Raw genomic sequence first — 16,402 nt, 5'->3', positions numbered from 1 at the left:
GGGTCATAGATGACTGAGCGTCAGTTCGCCGAAAGCAAGCGGGAGAAGGACCGGCCGTGGCTCATGCGCACGTACGCCGGTCACTCCACGGCCGAGGCGTCCAACGAGCTGTACCGGCGCAACCTCGCCAAGGGGCAGACCGGCCTGTCGGTCGCGTTCGACCTGCCGACGCAGACCGGCTACGACTCCGACCACATCCTCGCCCGCGGCGAGGTCGGCCGGGTCGGCGTGCCGATCGCGCACCTCGGTGACATGCGCCGGCTGTTCCAGGACATCCCCCTGGAGCAGATGAACACCTCGATGACGATCAACGCCACCGCCATGTGGCTGCTGGCGCTCTACCAGGTCGTCGCCGAGGAGCAGGGCGCGGACATCACCCAGCTCCAGGGCACGACCCAGAACGACATCGTCAAGGAGTACCTGTCGCGGGGCACGCACGTGTTCCCGCCAGTGCCCTCGCTCCGCCTGACGACGGACATGATCGCGTACACGGTCTCCCACATCCCGAAGTGGAACCCGATCAACATCTGCAGCTACCACCTGCAGGAGGCGGGCGCCACACCGGTCCAGGAGATCGCGTACGCGATGTCGACGGCGATCGCGGTCCTGGACGCCGTCCGGGACTCCGGCCAGGTGCCGCAGGAGCGCATGGGCGATGTCGTCGGCCGTATCTCCTTCTTCGTGAACGCGGGCGTCCGGTTCATCGAGGAGATGTGCAAGATGCGCGCCTTCGGCCGTATCTGGGACAAGGTCACGCGTGAGCGCTACGGCATCGAGAACCCCAAGCACCGGCGCTTTAGGTACGGCGTCCAGGTCAACTCCCTCGGGCTGACCGAGGCGCAGCCGGAGAACAACGTCCAGCGGATCGTCCTCGAGATGCTGGCCGTGACCCTCTCGAAGGACGCACGCGCGCGTGCCGTCCAGCTGCCGGCCTGGAACGAGGCCCTCGGTCTCCCCCGGCCCTGGGACCAGCAGTGGTCGCTGCGGATGCAGCAGGTGCTGGCCTACGAGAGCGACCTGCTGGAGTACGCGGACATCTTCGAGGGCTCGCACGTCGTCGAGGCGAAGGTGAGCACGCTGGTCGAGGAGTCCCTCGCGGAGATCGAGCGGATCCAGGAGATGGGCGGCGCGATGGCCGCCGTCGAGTCGGGCTATCTGAAGTCGCAGCTCGTCTCCTCGCACGCCGAGCGCCGGGCCCGTATCGAGTCCGGGCAGGAGAAGATCGTCGGCGTCAACATCTTCGAGACGACCGAGCCGAACCCGCTGACGGCCGACCTGGACACCGCGATCCAGACGGTGGACCCGGCCGTCGAGGCCCGGGTGATCTCGGGGCTCCAGCACTGGCGCGACACCCGCTACCAGCCGCCCTTCAACCACCCGCGCCCCTGCAAGGCGCTGGAGAAGCTGAAGGAGGCCGCCAAGGGCACCGCCAACCTCATGGAAGCCACCCTGGAGTGCGCCCGCGCCGGGGTCACGACCGGCGAGTGGGCCGGGGCGCTGCGTGAGGTGTTCGGCGAGTTCCGCGCCCCGACCGGCGTGTCGTCGGCGCCGGTGGCGGTTCCCGCGGAGGCGGGCTCGGCCATGGCCGACGTCCGCCGCCGGGTCGAGGTGACCGCGAAGGACATGGGCGTCGGAAAGCTGCGCTTCCTGGTCGGCAAGCCGGGCCTGGACGGGCACTCCAACGGCGCCGAGCAGATAGCCGTACGCGCGCGGGACGCCGGCTTCGAGGTGGTGTACCAGGGCATCCGGCTGACGCCCGAGCAGATCGTGGACGCGGCCCTCGCCGAGGACGTGCACGCGGTCGGCCTGTCCATCCTGTCCGGCTCGCACGCGCAGCTGGTGCCGGACGTGCTCGAAAGGCTGCATGTGGCAGGCGCCACAGATGTACCTGTCATCGCCGGTGGGATCATCCCCAATGGAGACGCCGAACAGCTCAGGGCTGCCGGCGTGGCCGCGGTCTTCACCCCGAAGGACTTCGACATCACCGGAATCATCGGCCGCATCGTCGACGAGATCCGGAAAGCGAACAAGCTCGACCCCCTGGAGGTCCCCGCATGACCGTCAACCGTCTGCGTCCCCGCCGCTCGTGTCTCGCGGTGCCGGGAAGCAACCCCCGCTTCCTGGAGAAGGCGCAGGGCCTCCCGGCGGACCAGGTCTTCCTCGACCTGGAGGACGCGTGCGCGCCGCTCGCCAAGCCCGAGGCGCGGCACACCATCGTCAAGTTCCTCAACGAGGGCGACTGGACCGGCAAGACGAGGGTCGTGCGGGTCAACGACTGGACGACCGAGTGGACGTACCGCGATGTCGTCACGGTCGTCGAGGGGGCCGGCCAGAACCTCGACTGCATCATGCTGCCGAAGGTGCAGACAGCCGAGCAGATCGTCGCGCTCGACCTCCTGCTGACCCAGATCGAGAAGACGATGGGCTTCGAGGTCGGCAAGATCGGCATCGAGGCGCAGATCGAGAACGCGCAGGGCCTCAACAACGTCAACGAGATCGCGACGGCGTCCCAGCGTGTCGAGACGATCATCTTCGGCCCGGCCGACTTCATGGCGTCGATCAACATGAAGTCGCTGGTCGTGGGCGAGCAGCCGCCCGGCTACCCGGCGGACGCCTACCACTACATCCTGATGAAGATCCTGATGGCCGCCCGCGCCAACAACCTCCAGGCGATCGACGGCCCCTACCTGCAGATCCGCAACATCGACGGCTACCGCGAGGTCGCCCAGCGCGCCGCGGCCCTCGGTTTCGACGGCAAGTGGGTGCTGCACCCGGGCCAGGTCGAGGCGTCCAACGAGATCTTCTCGCCCTCCCAGGAGGACTACGACCACGCCGAGCTGATCCTGGACGCGTACGACTACTACACGTCCGAGGCGGGCGGCAAGAAGGGCTCGGCGATGCTCGGCGACGAGATGATCGACGAGGCCAGCCGCAAGATGGCGCTGGTCATCTCCGGCAAGGGCCGTGCGGCGGGCATGCAGCGCACGTCCAAGTTCGAGATCCCGGAGGCGTAGGCATGCAGTTCGGACGCACCTACGAGGAGTTCGAGGTCGGGGCGGTCTACAAGCACTGGCCCGGGAAGACGGTCACGGAGTACGACGACCATCTCTTCTGTCTCCTGACCATGAATCACCACCCGCTCCACATGGACAGCAATTACGCGGAGAAGACGACCGACTTCGGCAAGAACGTCGTGGTCGGGAACTACATCTACTCCCTGCTGCTGGGCATGTCCGTGCCGGACGTCTCCGGCAAGGCGATCGCCAACCTGGAGATCGAGTCGCTCAGGCACGTGGCGCCGACCTTCCACGGCGACACGATCTACGGCCAGACGACCGTGCTCGACAAGTGGCCGTCCAAGTCGAAGAACGACCGCGGGATCGTGTACGTCGAGACCAAGGGCTACAAGCAGGACGGCACGCTGGTCTGCGTGTTCCGCCGCAAGGTCATGGTGCCCACCGAGACCTACATCAAGGAGCGCGGCGGCGAGCAGCCCGGCCGCCCGGAACTTCAGGAGGGCTGACCCCCATGGCACGCCTCGCCCAGACCGCCGGTCTGACCGACATCCAGCAGGAGATCCTCTCCACCGTCCGCGACTTCGTGGACAAGGAGATCATCCCGGTCGCGACCGAGCTGGAGCACCGCGACGAGTACCCGCAGCAGATCGTCGACGGGCTCAAGGAGTTGGGCCTGTTCGGGCTGATGATCCCCGAGGAGTACGGCGGTCTGGGCGAGTCCCTCCTGACGTACGCGCTGTGTGTGGAGGAGATCGCCCGCGGCTGGATGTCGGTCTCCGGCATCATCAACACCCACTTCATCGTGGCGTACATGCTCAAGCAGCACGGCACCCAGGAGCAGAAGGACCACTTCCTGCCGAGGATGGCGGCCGGCGACATCCGCGGCGCCTTCTCGATGTCGGAGCCGGCGCTCGGCTCCGACGTGTCCGCCATCACGTCCAAGGCGGTCAGGGACGGCGACGAGTACGTCCTGAACGGTCAGAAGATGTGGCTGACGAACGGCGGAACGTCAAGTCTGGTCGCCGTCCTGGTCCGAAGTGATGAAGGACACCCTGAGGGCACCGCGCCCCACAAGTCGATGACGACCTTCCTGATCGAGAAGGAGCCCGGCTTCGGAGAGGTCCGTCCCGGCCTCACCATCCCCGGGAAGATCGACAAGATGGGCTACAAGGGGGTCGACACCACCGAGCTGATCATGGATGGCCTGCGACTTCCGGCCGACCGAGTGCTCGGCGGGGCCACCGGCCGAGGTTTTTACCAAATGATGGACGGGGTCGAGGTGGGCCGCGTCAATGTGGCGGCGCGTGGCTGTGGCGTCGCTCAGCGTGCCTTCGAGCTGGGCGTCTCGTACGCCCAGCAGCGTCACACCTTCGGCAAGCCGATCGCTCAGCACCAGGCGATTCAGTTCAAGCTGGCCGAGATGGCTACCAAGGTCGAGGCCGCGCATGCGATGATGGTCAACGCGGCACGCAAAAAGGACTCCGGTGAGCGAAACGACCTTGAGGCAGGGATGGCGAAGTACCTCGCCTCCGAGTACTGCAAAGAGGTCGTGGAGGATGCCTTCCGGATCCACGGCGGCTACGGCTTCTCCAAGGAGTACGAGATCGAGCGCCTCTACCGTGAGGCTCCGATGCTGCTGATCGGTGAAGGTACCGCCGAGATCCAGAAAATGATCATCGGTCGCAGGCTGCTCGAAGAGTATCGGTTCCAGGGCTAGATGTCCGGATACGGGGTGTTTTCTTGGAGAAGAAGATCACACCCCGTCAAGGCGGTTCCGCCGCCGACTCGGCTTCCTGGCTTGCCCAGTTGTGGCCCGCGACCGGTACGATCCCGGAAAGCCGCCGTCCCCCGTCTAGTGCGCGGCATCATCCGCTACGAAGGTCATCCATGCCCCACAGCCAAACCTCTGCACCTCGCGACAGCCTGGCAGGCGTACGCCTGGCGCGCGGAGCATCGCCGTGGCTCCTCCCGACCGTCGCCACCGCAGCACTGAGCCTGGTACGCGCGCGCAAGTCCGGCGCCGCCAAGGCCGTCGCCGTGCCCGCCACCGCGCTGGCGGCGGGCATGCTGTGGTTCTTCCGCGACCCCGAGCGCGAGATCGCCCCAGGCCGGGTCATCTCGCCCGCCGACGGTGTGGTGCAGAGCATCATGCCGTGGAAGGACGGTCGCACCCGGGTCGCGATCTTCATGAGCCCGCTCAACGTCCACGTCAACCGCGCGCCGCTCTCCGGCACGGTGACCTCGGTGGAGCACATCCCCGGTGGGTTCGTTCCGGCGTTCAACAAGGAGAGCGAGAACAACGAGCGCGTCGTCTGGCACTTCGACACCGAACTCGGTGACATCGAGATGATCCAGATCGCCGGCGCGGTGGCCCGTCGCATCGTCCCCTACATCCCGCAGGGCACGAAGGTCGAGCAGGGCGACCGTATCGGTCTGATCCGCTTCGGCTCGCGTGTCGACATCTACCTGCCGGAGGGCGTGGAGGTCGCGGTCGAGGTCGGCCAGAAGACGGTGGCTGGGGTGACTCGCATTGACCGTGATTGATCCTGAGACCCAGGCGGGCTGGGTGCCCGAGGCCGACGAGGTCGACGACGAGGAGGAGATGCCTCTTTCTCTCCGCCTCTCAATAGCGGACACCCTCACCCTCGGCAACGCCACGTGCGGCTTCATGGCGGTGTACTTCACCACCACCGGCATCCTGATCCCGCACCTGACCGACAGCCAGGAGACCGGCATGGCGCGCAACAGCGCGGCCACCGCGGTCATCCTGATGCTCTGCGCGGCGGTCTTCGACCTGTTCGACGGCCTGGTGGCGCGCAAGCTGCGTTCGTCGCCGATGGGCGCGGAGCTGGACAACCTCTCGGACCTGATCAGCTTCGGTCTGGCCCCGGCGTACTTCGTGCTCGTGTACGGCATGGTGGCGGACGACGCGTCCCAGCGGGTGGCGGCGGTGGGCGCCGTCGTGGTGCTGCTGGCGGTGGTCCTCCGGCTCGCGAGATTCTCCTGTGTGACGGTGAAGGACGGCACCTTCCAGGGCATGCCGTCGCCCTTCGGCGCGCTGACAGTGGTCTCGATCGTCCTGCTGGAGCTCCCCTTCGTGGCGACGCTCCTCGCGATCCTGGGCACCGCCTGGCTGATGGTGAGCCGGGTCGAGTACCCGAAGCCGCGGGGCCGCCTCGCGGTCGCGATGCTCTCCTGGATCGTCCTCGGGATGGGCCTCCTGGCGGCCTGGGCGTTCGGCGCCCCGGGCGGCCAGCTCCTCCTCCAGACGGGCTGCGCCCTGCAGCTGGTCATGGGTGCGGTGATCCCGCTGTTCGCCACGGCCCGCCGGGTGAACAACTTCCGCGGCAACCGGCGCGAGGCCCGCGCGGCCCAGCTGCCGTAGGCTCCGCCGCACACGCTTCCGAGGGGCCCGAACCGTTGACGGTTCGGGCCCCTCACCGTTGCGGCCACCGCTGCCTGTACGGCGCTCGGCCGAGCTTTTCCGCCCCGCCCCTCACGCCCCCGGTGTGTACGCCTCCGCCACCGCGGACGCCCCCGCCTCCCGTACGACCTTCATGCCGCCCGTCACGCTCTTGTCCGGCTGGAGGATCACGCTCTCGCGGGAGGACGGGGACTTGGGGTCGGTGAAGTTCTGGGCGACGCCGAAGCCGACGTCGTAGGAGTCGATCGACAACAGGGCCTTGTCGACGCCCTCCCTGGTGAGGTCCTTGTTCGCGCAGGCCTTCTTCAGTGCCTCGCCGAAGGCCGACGCGGCGGTCCAGCCGGCGACGATGCCGTTGTCCAGGGCGTCGTCCGGGTAGGCGGCCCGGTAGTCGGCCACGAGCTTCTTCGCCTCCGGGGTGTCCGCGCCGATGGGGAGCGAGGGCGAGGCCACGTAGTAGTTCTTCGTCAGGGCCGGGCCCGCCTGGGTGGCCAGGAGCTGCGGCGCGAAGGCCGAGTTGTTGCCGATGACCGGTACGGCGAAGCCGTTCGCCGCCGCCACGCCCACCAGCGAAGCCGCCTGCCGCGGGCCCGCGCTGATCACGATCGCCTTGACGCCGGCCTGCTTGAGGGCGGTGACCTGGGCGGTCATGTCGTTGTCGGTCGGCTTGATCTTCTGCTCGACGACGGTGAGCCCGGCCTCCTTCGCGATGTGCCGGGAGCCGACCAGGGCGCTCTCGCCGTAGTCGCCCTCGAAGTACACATGGCCGATCCTGTCCCCCTTCTTCAGCCCCTTCTCCTTGATCAGGAAGTCGACCGCGTTGATCGTCTCGATGTCGTAGGTGGATCCGATGACCCGGATGTACGGGCTGCCCAGCAGCGCGGCCGACCAGGCCTGCGGGAGCACCAGCCCCTTGTCCTGGCCGTCGATCCGCTGTTTGACCGCGGCGACGAACGGCGAGCCGATGAACTGCGCGAAGCCCAGCACCTTCGGCTCCAGCTCGGTGTAGCCGGAGACGGCCTTCTGCGACCAGCAGTGGCGGGAGGCCGAGGAGGCGATGCGGATCGGCATCGAGACGATCTCCGCGCCCCGGGACTCCCCGCGCCGCGACCTGGAGTACGCCGAGGACGCGGGCCGGCGCCGGGCCCATCAGGGGCTGCCGCTGGACCTTCTGGTACACGCCTACCGGAACGCCGGTTACCTGGTGTGGGACGCGCTCGTGGAGGGGACCGCCGGTCGGGAGCCGGAGCGGCTCGCGGCGCTGATGCGGTCGACCACGATGGTGTGGTCGGCGGTGGACGCGCAGGCGCAGGCGGCGTCGGAGGCGTACCGCGCCACCGAGGCGGAGCTCAGGCGGCGTACGGACGAACAACTGCAGGCGCTCCTCGACGCCCTGCTGGAGGGGTAGGCGACGCCCGGGCTCGCGGCGCGGGCGGCGGCGGGGCTCGATCTGCCGGAGCACGGGCCGTACGCGGTGGTGGTGCTGCGGGCCGAGCGGCGGGAGGCGGCCGAGCGGCCGGTGCGGGGCGCCGGGTTCCGGTTCATCTGGCGGATGCGGGCCGACGGCGAGGTGGCGGTCGTGGCGCTCGCGCCCGGGCAGGGCCTGGACGCGGTGGCGCGTGCGCTGGACGGGCGGTGCGCGGGGCCGGGCGGGATCAGTCCGGTGGTCCCCGGCCTCGCCGAGCTGGGGCGGGCCCGGCGCCTCGCCGAGCTGGCGCTGCGCACCTGTCCGCCGGACGCCACCGCGGTCGTACGCCTTGATCAGCGGATGCCGACCGCGCTGGTGGTGAGCCAGCCGGAGCTGGCCGACCGGCTGGTGTCGGACGTGTTCGGCGCGCTCCTGGAGCTGGAGCCCGCCGACCGGGCCGTACTGTTGGAGACCCTCGACGTGTGGCTGGTGTGCGAGGGGTCGGCGGGGCGGGCCGCCGGACGGCTGTACTGCCACGCAACACGGTTTTCAACCGGCTGCGGCGGCTCGAGCAGCTCACGTCCCGTTCGCTGGCCCGGCCCCGGGACCTGATCGAGATGACGTTGGCGCTGGACGCGTACCGGTTGTCGGGGCCGCGTCAGTGATGTGCGGAGTGGCGGCCGAGACGGATGGCTCGGCCGACCGGCACCCGCGGCGAGGCCGACGCAGCCGCTCGGCAGACGCAGGCCACTCGGCAGACATGAGCCTCGCCCCGGGAGATCGGCGGCCCGGCCGGAACACGCGGTCGGCACATACAGCGGCCCGGCTCAAGAAGCCGCTCAGACCAGGAAGTCCCGGCCGATCCGCTCCGCCACGTCCTCCAGGATCGGGCCCGCCTCGGAGATGCACCGCTGGATGTCGGGCTCGGCGTCGGTGAGCGGGTAGACGCGACGGATGCCCGCCCGGCCGAGGGCCTCCGGGGGCAGCGCGAGGCGGCCGCACACGGCGACGACCTCCTTGCCCCTGGCGCGGGCCGCCGCGGCGACGCCCGCCGGGGCCTTGCCGTGCAGGGTCTGCTCGTCGAGGGAGCCCTCCCCGGTGATCACCAGGTCCGCCCACTCCAGCGCGGGCGCGAAGCCCAGGACATCGAGCATGACCTCGATGCCGGGGCGGAACCGGGCGCCGAGGAGGAGGGCGCCGTAGCCGATGCCGCCGGCCGCGCCCGCACCCGGTGAGGCGGCGTACCCTGCGGCCTTCGCGCCGACGGCCTCCTCCAGCACCTTCGCGTAGTGGGCGAGGGCGCTGTCGAGGGCCTCCACGTCGTCCGGGGAGGCGCCCTTCTGCGGGCCGTAGACCGCGGGGGCGCCCTTGGGGCCGGTCAGCGGGTTGTCGACGTCGCTGGCCAGGATGAACTCGACGTTCGCGAACCGCGGATCCAGGCCCGACAGGTCGGCCGAGGCGAGATCGGCGAGGCCTCCGCCGCCGGGCGCCACGGGCTCGCCGTCGGCGTCCAGGAAGCGGGCGCCGAGCGCGGAGAGCATGCCGGCACCGCCGTCGGTGGTGGCGCTGCCGCCGACCCCGAACACGATCGTGCGGGCGCCGGCGTCCAGCGCGGCGCGCAGGAGCTCTCCGGAGCCGTACGTCGACGCCGTGAGCGGGGCGAAGACGCCTGCGGGCAGCCGCTGCAGGCCGCTGGCCTCGGCCATCTCCACGACAGCGGTGTCCCCGCGGACCGCGAAGGCGGCGGTGACCTCCTGCCCGAGGGGCCCGGCGACCGGCACTTCCCGGCGCTCGAAACCGGCCGCGACGGCCGCGGCGACGGTCCCGTCACCGCCGTCGGCGACGGGCAGCGCCTCGATCTCCAGGCCCGGCACGACCCGGCGCAGCCCGGCCGTCACCCGCTCGGCGACCTGCACGGCCGTCAGCGAGCCCTTGAACTTGTCCGCGGCGATGAGCACGCGCTGTGTCACGTTTTCCCCTTGCTCTCCGGGCCTCGCGCACGTCAAGGCCAGTCGCGCCGCTGCGACCTTAACCGGAGACGCCCCCCGACGTCATGCACCGCCCGGTCCCTGAGAAGGAGGAAAACTCGTCCGTCGTGGAGCGCACGAAGGGCCCCTTCGTGCGGCGTCCCGTCAGCGCGGCTCGCGGATGCTGTCGATGACTCGGGTCCAGTTGTCGCTGCCGTGTCCGTTCTCGATCGCGCGTCGGTAATGGGCCTGCACGGCCAGCGGGAGGGCGAGGTCGAGGCCGAGTGACCTGCTCGTCTCGACGATGTGGTCGGCCGTCGCGCCCATCATGGTGACCGTGCTGAGGTCTCCGGGATGCTCACCGGCGTCCAGCGCGGCACCGGGGGTCTCCTCCCCGGCCCTCAGGATGGCGCCGATCGAGTCGGCGGAGGAGAGCAGCTCCGGCAGGGCTTCCGTGGCCTTCATTCCCACGGTGCCCAGCATCGCGGTGGCGTGCATCAGTGCGGACAAGGTGGTGAGGAAGACCGCGAGCTGCGCTTGGTACATCATCTGGGCGAGGCCCGGCTCCTCGCCCAGATACCTCGGCGCGCCGAGCGGTGCCAGCGTCGCCCGATGGTGCTCCATCACCTCGCCGGGGCCGCTGTAGTAGACATGGGCCGCCTCCGTGCCGACCATCGGCGCGGGGACCATGACACCACCGGTGAGGAAGGCGGCGCCGTGGCCCGCCGCCCAGGTCGCCGCCTCGCGTGTGCGGTCGGGCGTGTCCGAGCTCAGGTTGACCAGCGTCCGGCCGGCGAGTAACGCGGTGGAGCCGTCGAGGATGTCGTACATCGCCCGGTAGTCGGTGAGGCTGAGGATCACGAGGTCGCTCGCTTCGACCGCCTCGCCGGGTGTCGCCGCGCGCGTCGCTCCCTCGGCGACGACGCCGTCGGCCCGGCCCGCGGTGCGGTTCCAGACGGTGACCGGATGGCCTGCGGTGAGGAGGGTGCGGGTCATCGCCCGGCCCATCGGGCCGAGCCCGATCACGGTGACAGGGCTGCCCTGCTTGGTGGTGGGGTTCTGGTGTCCGTTCACGCCTCCATCCTGGAAGAGCGCCCCGAAGCTCGGAAGTACCCACTATTTTCTGCGGTACTTACCTTTTAGTAAGGGGGGTCAGTGATGGCCAGAGGACCGAGGCGCGGGCCGTACATCTGCGGCATCGACGCCGCGCTGGACGTGGTGAGCGGGAAGTGGAAGGGGCTCATCCTCTGGGAACTCGACACTCATCGGGTACGCCGCTTCGCCGAACTCCGCCGCGGTCTGCCCGGAGTGAGCGAGAAGATGCTCACCCAGCACCTGCGGGAGATGGAAGCGGACGGACTCGTCCACCGGGAGGTCTACGCCGAGGTGCCACCGCGGGTGGAGTACTCCCTGACCGAGGACGGGCACACGCTCCATCAGGCGCTCGGGCCGCTCGGCGTCTGGGGGACCGAACGGACACGTCGCGAAGGCCTCGAAAAGGTCGAGGTGGCAAAGGCCTCACCCGGCAGGGCATGAACCCGTCCCACGGCCGGAGCGACGACACCACCACCGCGGAGGGGGACTGTGCCAGGCTCCGGAATCGGGTACACCGGAGCTATGACCCCTGTGGGCACCGAACCAGAGCTCGCCGACCGCGTCCTCGGGGGCTGGCTCGGCCGGATCGCGGGCAACATGCTCGGCAAACCGGTCGAGCAGGGCGACCTGTGGACGCGGGACCGGATCGACCGCTACCTCCGGCAGGCCGCCGCCCTGCCCCTGACCGACTACCTTCCCGAACCCGTCGGCGAGAGCGACGGCTTCGAGCTGCGGCCCGAGTGGCGGGAGTGCGTGCGCGGCCGCATCCACGGCAGCTGCCGTGACGACGACGTCGACTACGCCATCCTCGGTCTCCACCTCCTGGAGACCCACGGCTTCGGCTTCAGCACCGAACAGGTGGGCGATCTGTGGCTCCTGAGGCTGCCGTATCTGCAGACGTTCACCGCGGAGCGGGCCGCCTATCGCAACCTCGCCAACGGACTGAAACCGCCGCTGACGGCGACGTACGACAATCCCTTCCAGGAGTGGATCGGCGCCCTCATCCGTGCCGACATCTACGGCTGGACCTGCCCCGGCGAACCGCGCCGCGCCGCCGCCCTGGCCCGCCGGGACGCGGTGCTCTCGCACACCGGCAACGGCGTGTACGGGGCGATGTGGGCGGCGGCGCTGATCTCGGCGGCGTTCACGGCCGGCACCGTGCGGCAGGCCGTGGACCAGGCGCTCGCGGTGATCCCCGCGAGCAGCCGCCTCGCGCGCACGGTACGCCGGGTGGTGTCCCTGCACGACACCCGGATGACCTGGGAGGACACCCTGACGACACTCTCGGAGGAGACCGCCGGGCTCGGCTGGATCCACACCATCCCGAACGCGGCCGTCCTGACCGCCGGACTGCTCTACGGCGACGGCGACTTCACCCGCACCATCACGCTCACCGTCCGGGGCGGCCTGGACACCGACTCGAACGGAGCCACCGCCGGTTCGGTGGCCGGGGTGCTCACCGGCGCGGGCGCGATCCCGGACCAGTGGAAGGTGCCGCTGGAGGACCGGGTGCGCAGCGCGGTGTTCGGGTTCGACGGGGTGCACATCAGCGAACTGGCCGAGCGGACGGTGCGGTTGGCGGAGGCGGAGGCGGAGGCGGAGGCCTGAGGCGACCGGGACGAGGCGTGGTTACCCTTCGAGGATGACCACCCCTGACTTCGCCACGTACATCGCCGGTCTTCCCCGGATCCTCGCCGGTGCCGCCGCTCTCTTCCGTGACGCCTCGGGCCGGGTCCTGCTCGTCGAGCCCAACTACCGTGAGGGCTGGGCGCTTCCGGGCGGGACGATCGAGTCCGACGAGGGCGAGACCCCGCGCCAGGGCGCGCGCCGCGAGACGCTCGAGGAGATCGGACTCGACCGCGACCTCGGCCGGCTGCTCGCGGTGGACTGGGTGTACAGGCCGCCCTGGCCGCCGCTGGTGGCGTACCTCTACGACGGCGGTGTCCTCGGCGACGACGACCTCAAGGCGATCCGGCTCCAGGAGGAGGAGCTGCTGTCGTGGCGCCTGGTCCCGCACGAGGAGCTGGCCGAGTATCTGCCCGACGGTCTCGGCCGCCGGGTCCTGGCCGCGCTGGACGTGCTGGCGGACGGGTCGGGAACGCTGGAGCTGGAGAACGGACGCCGGGTGGGCTGAGCCGGCGCGCTGCCCGCACTCGTGCCTGCGTGCGCCCAGGCGGATGGATATCCGGTCGCCGCACCCGGATCACCCGTCCTACCCTCGGCACCATGACCAAGCCCCTCGTCGCGCTCCTCAGCGGCGCCGGTATCTCCACCGACTCCGGGATCCCCGACTACCGCGGCCCGAACGGCCTGTGGCGGCGGGATCCCGAGGCCGAGAAGCTCGTGACGTACGACTACTACATGAGCGATCCGGAGATCCGGCGGCGGTCGTGGCAGATGCGGCGCGCGAACCGGACCCTGAAGGCCGAGCCCAACGCCGCGCACGTGGCGGTGGCCGAGCTGGAGAAGTCCGGGGTGCCGGTGCGGGTGATCACGCAGAACGTGGACGGCCTCCACCAGCTCGCCGGGCTGCCCGCCCGCAAGGTCCTCGAACTGCACGGCACCGCACGGCAGGTGGTGTGCACGAAGTGCCACGCCCGCGGTCCGATGGAGGACGCGCTCGCCCGGGTCGAGGCCGGCGAGTCGGACCCACCGTGCCTGACCTGCGGCGGCATCCTCAAGTCGGCGACCGTGATGTTCGGCGAGCGCCTCGACCCCGTCGTCATGGGCGAGGCCGTCGCCATCACCAAGGCCTGCCAGATCTTCATCGCCGTCGGCACCACCCTCCAGGTCCAGCCCGCGGCGGACCTCGCGGGTGTCGCCGCCGACCACGGCGCCCGGCTCGTCATCGTCAACGCCGACCCGACACCGTACGACGACCGCGCCGACGAGGTGATCCGGGAGCCGATCGGCAGGGCGCTGCCCGAACTGCTCCGCGGCCTGAGCGCGGGCTGAGGTCCCGATGCCCGAGCTCCTGCGACTGCGCGCGGAACACGCCCCGGCGGTCCTGGCCTTCGAGGTGGCCAATCGCGCCTTTTTCGCCGCGTCCGTCACCGACCGCGGCGATACCTTCTTCGACCGGTTCGCCGAAAGGTTCGACGCCCTGCTGGCCGAGCAGGAGACCGGTCTCTGCGCCTTTCATGTGCTGCTCGCCGAGGACGGTTCGGTCCTCGGCAGGTTCAACCTCGTCGACATCGAGAACGGCACCGCGGACCTCGGTTACCGGGTCGCGCGGCACGCCACCGGCCGCGGGGTGGCGACGGCGACCGTCCGCGAGCTGTGCCGTCTCGCGCCGACCCGGTACGAGTTGGACACACTCTGCGCGGCCACCAGCCACGAGAACATCGCGTCCCAGAGGGTGCTGGCCAAGACGGGCTTCACCCCGGTCGGCCCGGCGGGCCCGGCCGACCTCGGCGGCAAGACCGGCATCCGGTACCGACGGGACCTGCGCGGCTGAGGGTCGCACGGCACGGCGGTCCCGGGGGAATCACCGGCTACCGGTCAGAACAGCGCCGCCCCCCGCTCGAAGTCCAGCAACCGCTGCTTGCGTTCCAGCCCGCCGCCGTAGCCCGTGAGGCTGCCGTCCGCGCCGACCACGCGGTGGCAGGGGACGATGATGCCGATCGGGTTCCTGCCGTTGGCGAGGCCGACCGCGCGGGAAGCCTTGGGGTTGCCGAGGGCGTCGGCGAGTTCGCCGTAGGTGCGGGTCTCGCCGTGCGGGATCCGGCGGAGCTGTTCCCAGACCGTGCGCTGGAAAGCCGTCCCGTGCAGGCGCAGTTCCAGGGTGAACTCCTTCAACTCGCCCTCGAAGTAGGCGGTCAGCTGGTCCTCGGCCTCCTTGGACCAGCCGTCGGCCGGCTCGCCGAAGGTCTCCTGCGGTGGGCGGTGGCGTTGGTCGGTCATGTAGAGGCCGCACAGGACGCCGTCGTCCGCGACGAGGGTCAGGGGGCCGTAGGGGCTGTCGATCACGGTGTGCTGTTTCACTGGACGTCCTTATACGGGCAGGAAGTTGATGGGATGGCTGTCGGTCGCCCACAGGTACTGGACGGCGTAGGCCCGCCAGGGCCGCCAGGCCGCCGCCCGGGCCGTCAGCGCGGCCGGGGTGGAGGGCAGGCCCAGCTCCTGGGCCGCGCGGCGGATTCCGAGGTCGGTGGGGAGGAAGGCGTCCGGGTCGCCGAGGGCGCGCATGGCGATGACATCGACCGTCCAGGGGCCGAAGCCGGGGAGGTCGAGGAGACGGGTCCGGGTCTCCGTCCAGTCGGTCTCCACCCCCAACTGGAGTTTGCCGTCGGCCAGTTCGCCGACCAGGGTGGTGAAGGTCGTACGGCGGGTGCGGGGCATCGCGAGCGAGTCGGGGTCCACCGCGGCCAGAGCCTCGGGCGACGGGAAGAGGTGTGTCAGACCGCCCTCGGGGTCGTCGACCGGTTCGCCGTGGGCCGTGACCAGGCGGGCCGCGTGGGTGCGGGCCGCCGCCGTGGAGACCTGCTGGCCCAGCACGGCCCGGACGGCGAACTCCGCCTCGTCGACCGTGCGCGGGACGCGTCGGCCTGGCGCCTTGTCCACCAGGGGCGCCAGGAGCGGGTCCGTGCGCAGCTGGTCGTCGATCGCGACGGGATCGGCGTCCAGGTCGAGCATGCGGCGGCAGCGGCTGATGGCGACGGTCAGGTCGCGCAGGTCGCTCAGCATCAACCGGCAGGCGATGTGGTCGGGTTGGGGCGCGAGCGCCACGATGCCGTGTCCGTACGGCAGCCGCAGCGTGCGGCGGTACGCGCCGTCCCGCCACTCCTCCACCCCCGGGACGGCGGTGGCCGCGAGGTGGCCGAAGAGGTTGTCGGGGTTGAGGGGCGCACGGAACGGCAGGCGCAGGGACAGGAAGCCCGGGGTGTCCGGAGCGTTACGGGACCTCTTCGCGGCGCGGGTGCGCAGGTCGCTCGGCGAGAGCGCGAAGACCTCGCGCACGGTGTCGTTGAACGTGCGGATCGCGGAGAAGCCGGCCGCGAAGGCGATGTCCGCCATCGGGAGCGCGGTCGTCTCGATGAGGATCCTCGCCGTCTGGGCACGCTGGGCCCGGGCGAGGGCGAGCGGGCCCGCGCCGAGTTCGGCGAGCAGCTGGCGTTCGATCTGCCGGGCGCTGTAGCCGAGCCGGGCGGCGAGGCCGGGCACGCCCTCGCGGTCGACCACGCCGTCGGCGATCAGCCGCATCGCGCGGGCCACCAGGTCGGCGCGCTGGTTCCACTCCGGGGAGCCCGGGCTGGTGTCGGGCCGGCACCGCTTGCAGGCCCGGAACCCCGCCTGCTGGCAGGCCGCCGCGCTCGGGTAGAAGGTCATGTTCTGGGGCTTGGGCGGGACGACCGGACAGCTCGGCCGGCAGTAGATGTGGGTCGTCAGGACCGCCGTGAAGAACCATCCGTCGAACCGTGCGTCCTTGGACTGCACGGCGCGCACGCAGCGCTCGGTCTCGGTGTACATCCCCGTCTGCATGCGTCCAGCA

The 16,402-nt window shown here is 70.4% G+C and carries 16 protein-coding genes and 1 pseudogene; 12 read left to right on the top strand and 5 right to left on the bottom strand.

Features of this window, described 5'->3' with window-relative positions; translation table 11 throughout:
• Positions 1-9: 9 nt before the first annotated feature.
• The 6 genes from ACIBJB_RS24780 (at position 10) to pssA (ending at position 6,402) form a co-directional block, all read left to right on the top strand.
• The gene (locus tag ACIBJB_RS24780) at positions 10-2,058 is read left to right on the top strand and encodes a protein meaA (protein ID WP_398933287.1); all 2,049 of its coding nucleotides are present in this window, start codon (positions 10-12) and stop codon (positions 2,056-2,058) included.
• Positions 2,055-3,014, top strand: coding sequence for a CoA ester lyase (locus tag ACIBJB_RS24775; protein ID WP_031475710.1), 960 nt, complete (start codon positions 2,055-2,057; stop codon positions 3,012-3,014). Before ACIBJB_RS24780 ends, ACIBJB_RS24775 begins: the two co-directional genes overlap by 4 nt.
• Before the next feature lie 2 nt (positions 3,015-3,016).
• Positions 3,017-3,523, top strand: coding sequence for a MaoC family dehydratase (locus ACIBJB_RS24770; RefSeq protein WP_398933286.1), 507 nt, complete (start codon positions 3,017-3,019; stop codon positions 3,521-3,523).
• A gap of 5 nt (positions 3,524-3,528) precedes the next feature.
• Complete coding sequence (locus ACIBJB_RS24765; RefSeq protein ID WP_398933285.1) at positions 3,529-4,734, top strand: acyl-CoA dehydrogenase family protein; 1,206 nt, start codon at positions 3,529-3,531, stop codon at positions 4,732-4,734.
• A gap of 170 nt (positions 4,735-4,904) precedes the next feature.
• On the top strand, positions 4,905-5,561 hold the full coding sequence (locus ACIBJB_RS24760; protein ID WP_037706416.1) for a phosphatidylserine decarboxylase: 657 nt from the start codon (positions 4,905-4,907) through the stop codon (positions 5,559-5,561).
• A 22-nt stretch (positions 5,562-5,583) separates the two neighbouring features.
• Entirely contained in the window at positions 5,584-6,402 is an 819-nt protein-coding gene (gene pssA / locus ACIBJB_RS24755) for a CDP-diacylglycerol--serine O-phosphatidyltransferase (protein ID WP_057608271.1), read from the top strand.
• 111 nt (positions 6,403-6,513) lie between these two features.
• Here the strand turns inward: pssA and ACIBJB_RS24750 are convergent, their stop codons facing one another.
• Positions 6,514-7,512: an ABC transporter substrate-binding protein gene (locus ACIBJB_RS24750; protein ID WP_398933284.1), complete on the bottom strand. Its 999-nt coding sequence runs from the start codon at positions 7,510-7,512 to the stop codon at positions 6,514-6,516.
• On the opposite strand from ACIBJB_RS24750, the pseudogene ACIBJB_RS24745 reads away from it, so the two are divergent.
• A pseudogene (locus ACIBJB_RS24745) lies at positions 7,469-8,514 on the top strand (PucR family transcriptional regulator); the annotation flags it as partial. The gene ACIBJB_RS24750 and the pseudogene ACIBJB_RS24745 overlap by 44 nt on opposite strands.
• 174 nt (positions 8,515-8,688) lie before the next feature.
• Here ACIBJB_RS24745 and ACIBJB_RS24740 read toward each other — a convergent pair.
• Together ACIBJB_RS24740 and ACIBJB_RS24735 are read right to left on the bottom strand one after the other, a co-directional pair.
• Positions 8,689-9,807 (bottom strand): glycerate kinase, encoded by a 1,119-nt coding sequence (locus ACIBJB_RS24740; protein WP_398933418.1) that lies wholly within the window; start codon positions 9,805-9,807, stop codon positions 8,689-8,691.
• A gap of 174 nt (positions 9,808-9,981) precedes the next feature.
• Positions 9,982-10,890 (bottom strand): NAD(P)-dependent oxidoreductase, encoded by a 909-nt coding sequence (locus tag ACIBJB_RS24735; protein WP_398933283.1) that lies wholly within the window; start codon positions 10,888-10,890, stop codon positions 9,982-9,984.
• Positions 10,891-10,974: 84 nt separating this feature from the next.
• Here ACIBJB_RS24735 and ACIBJB_RS24730 point away from each other — a divergent pair, with 84 nt between their 5' ends.
• From ACIBJB_RS24730 to ACIBJB_RS24710, 5 genes are all read left to right on the top strand, one after another.
• The gene (locus ACIBJB_RS24730; RefSeq protein ID WP_398933282.1) at positions 10,975-11,352 is read left to right on the top strand and encodes a winged helix-turn-helix transcriptional regulator; all 378 of its coding nucleotides are present in this window, start codon (positions 10,975-10,977) and stop codon (positions 11,350-11,352) included.
• A gap of 81 nt (positions 11,353-11,433) precedes the next feature.
• Positions 11,434-12,519, top strand: coding sequence for an ADP-ribosylglycohydrolase family protein (locus ACIBJB_RS24725; protein ID WP_398933281.1), 1,086 nt, complete (start codon positions 11,434-11,436; stop codon positions 12,517-12,519).
• Positions 12,520-12,553: 34 nt separating this feature from the next.
• Complete coding sequence (locus ACIBJB_RS24720; RefSeq protein ID WP_398933280.1) at positions 12,554-13,045, top strand: NUDIX domain-containing protein; 492 nt, start codon at positions 12,554-12,556, stop codon at positions 13,043-13,045.
• 92 nt (positions 13,046-13,137) lie between these two features.
• Entirely contained in the window at positions 13,138-13,866 is a 729-nt protein-coding gene (locus tag ACIBJB_RS24715; RefSeq protein ID WP_398933279.1) for an SIR2 family NAD-dependent protein deacylase, read from the top strand.
• A 7-nt stretch (positions 13,867-13,873) separates the two neighbouring features.
• Entirely contained in the window at positions 13,874-14,368 is a 495-nt protein-coding gene (locus ACIBJB_RS24710; protein WP_398933278.1) for a GNAT family N-acetyltransferase, read from the top strand.
• A gap of 44 nt (positions 14,369-14,412) precedes the next feature.
• Here ACIBJB_RS24710 and ACIBJB_RS24705 read toward each other — a convergent pair whose 3' ends face one another.
• Both ACIBJB_RS24705 and ACIBJB_RS24700 read right to left on the bottom strand, forming a co-directional pair.
• A complete protein-coding gene (locus tag ACIBJB_RS24705) occupies positions 14,413-14,895 on the bottom strand; it encodes a methylated-DNA--[protein]-cysteine S-methyltransferase (protein ID WP_398933277.1) in 483 nt (160 codons plus the stop codon).
• A 9-nt stretch (positions 14,896-14,904) separates the two neighbouring features.
• Positions 14,905-16,392: an AlkA N-terminal domain-containing protein gene (locus ACIBJB_RS24700; protein WP_398933276.1), complete on the bottom strand. Its 1,488-nt coding sequence runs from the start codon at positions 16,390-16,392 to the stop codon at positions 14,905-14,907.
• Positions 16,393-16,402: the final 10 nt, after the last annotated feature.

It is taken from the genome of Streptomyces sp. NPDC050759, assembly GCF_044456945.1.
Lineage (GTDB): Bacteria > Actinomycetota > Actinomycetes > Streptomycetales > Streptomycetaceae > Streptomyces.
The sequence above is the reverse complement of the archived record's forward strand: the minus strand, read 5'-3'. Positions and strand labels throughout refer to the sequence as shown.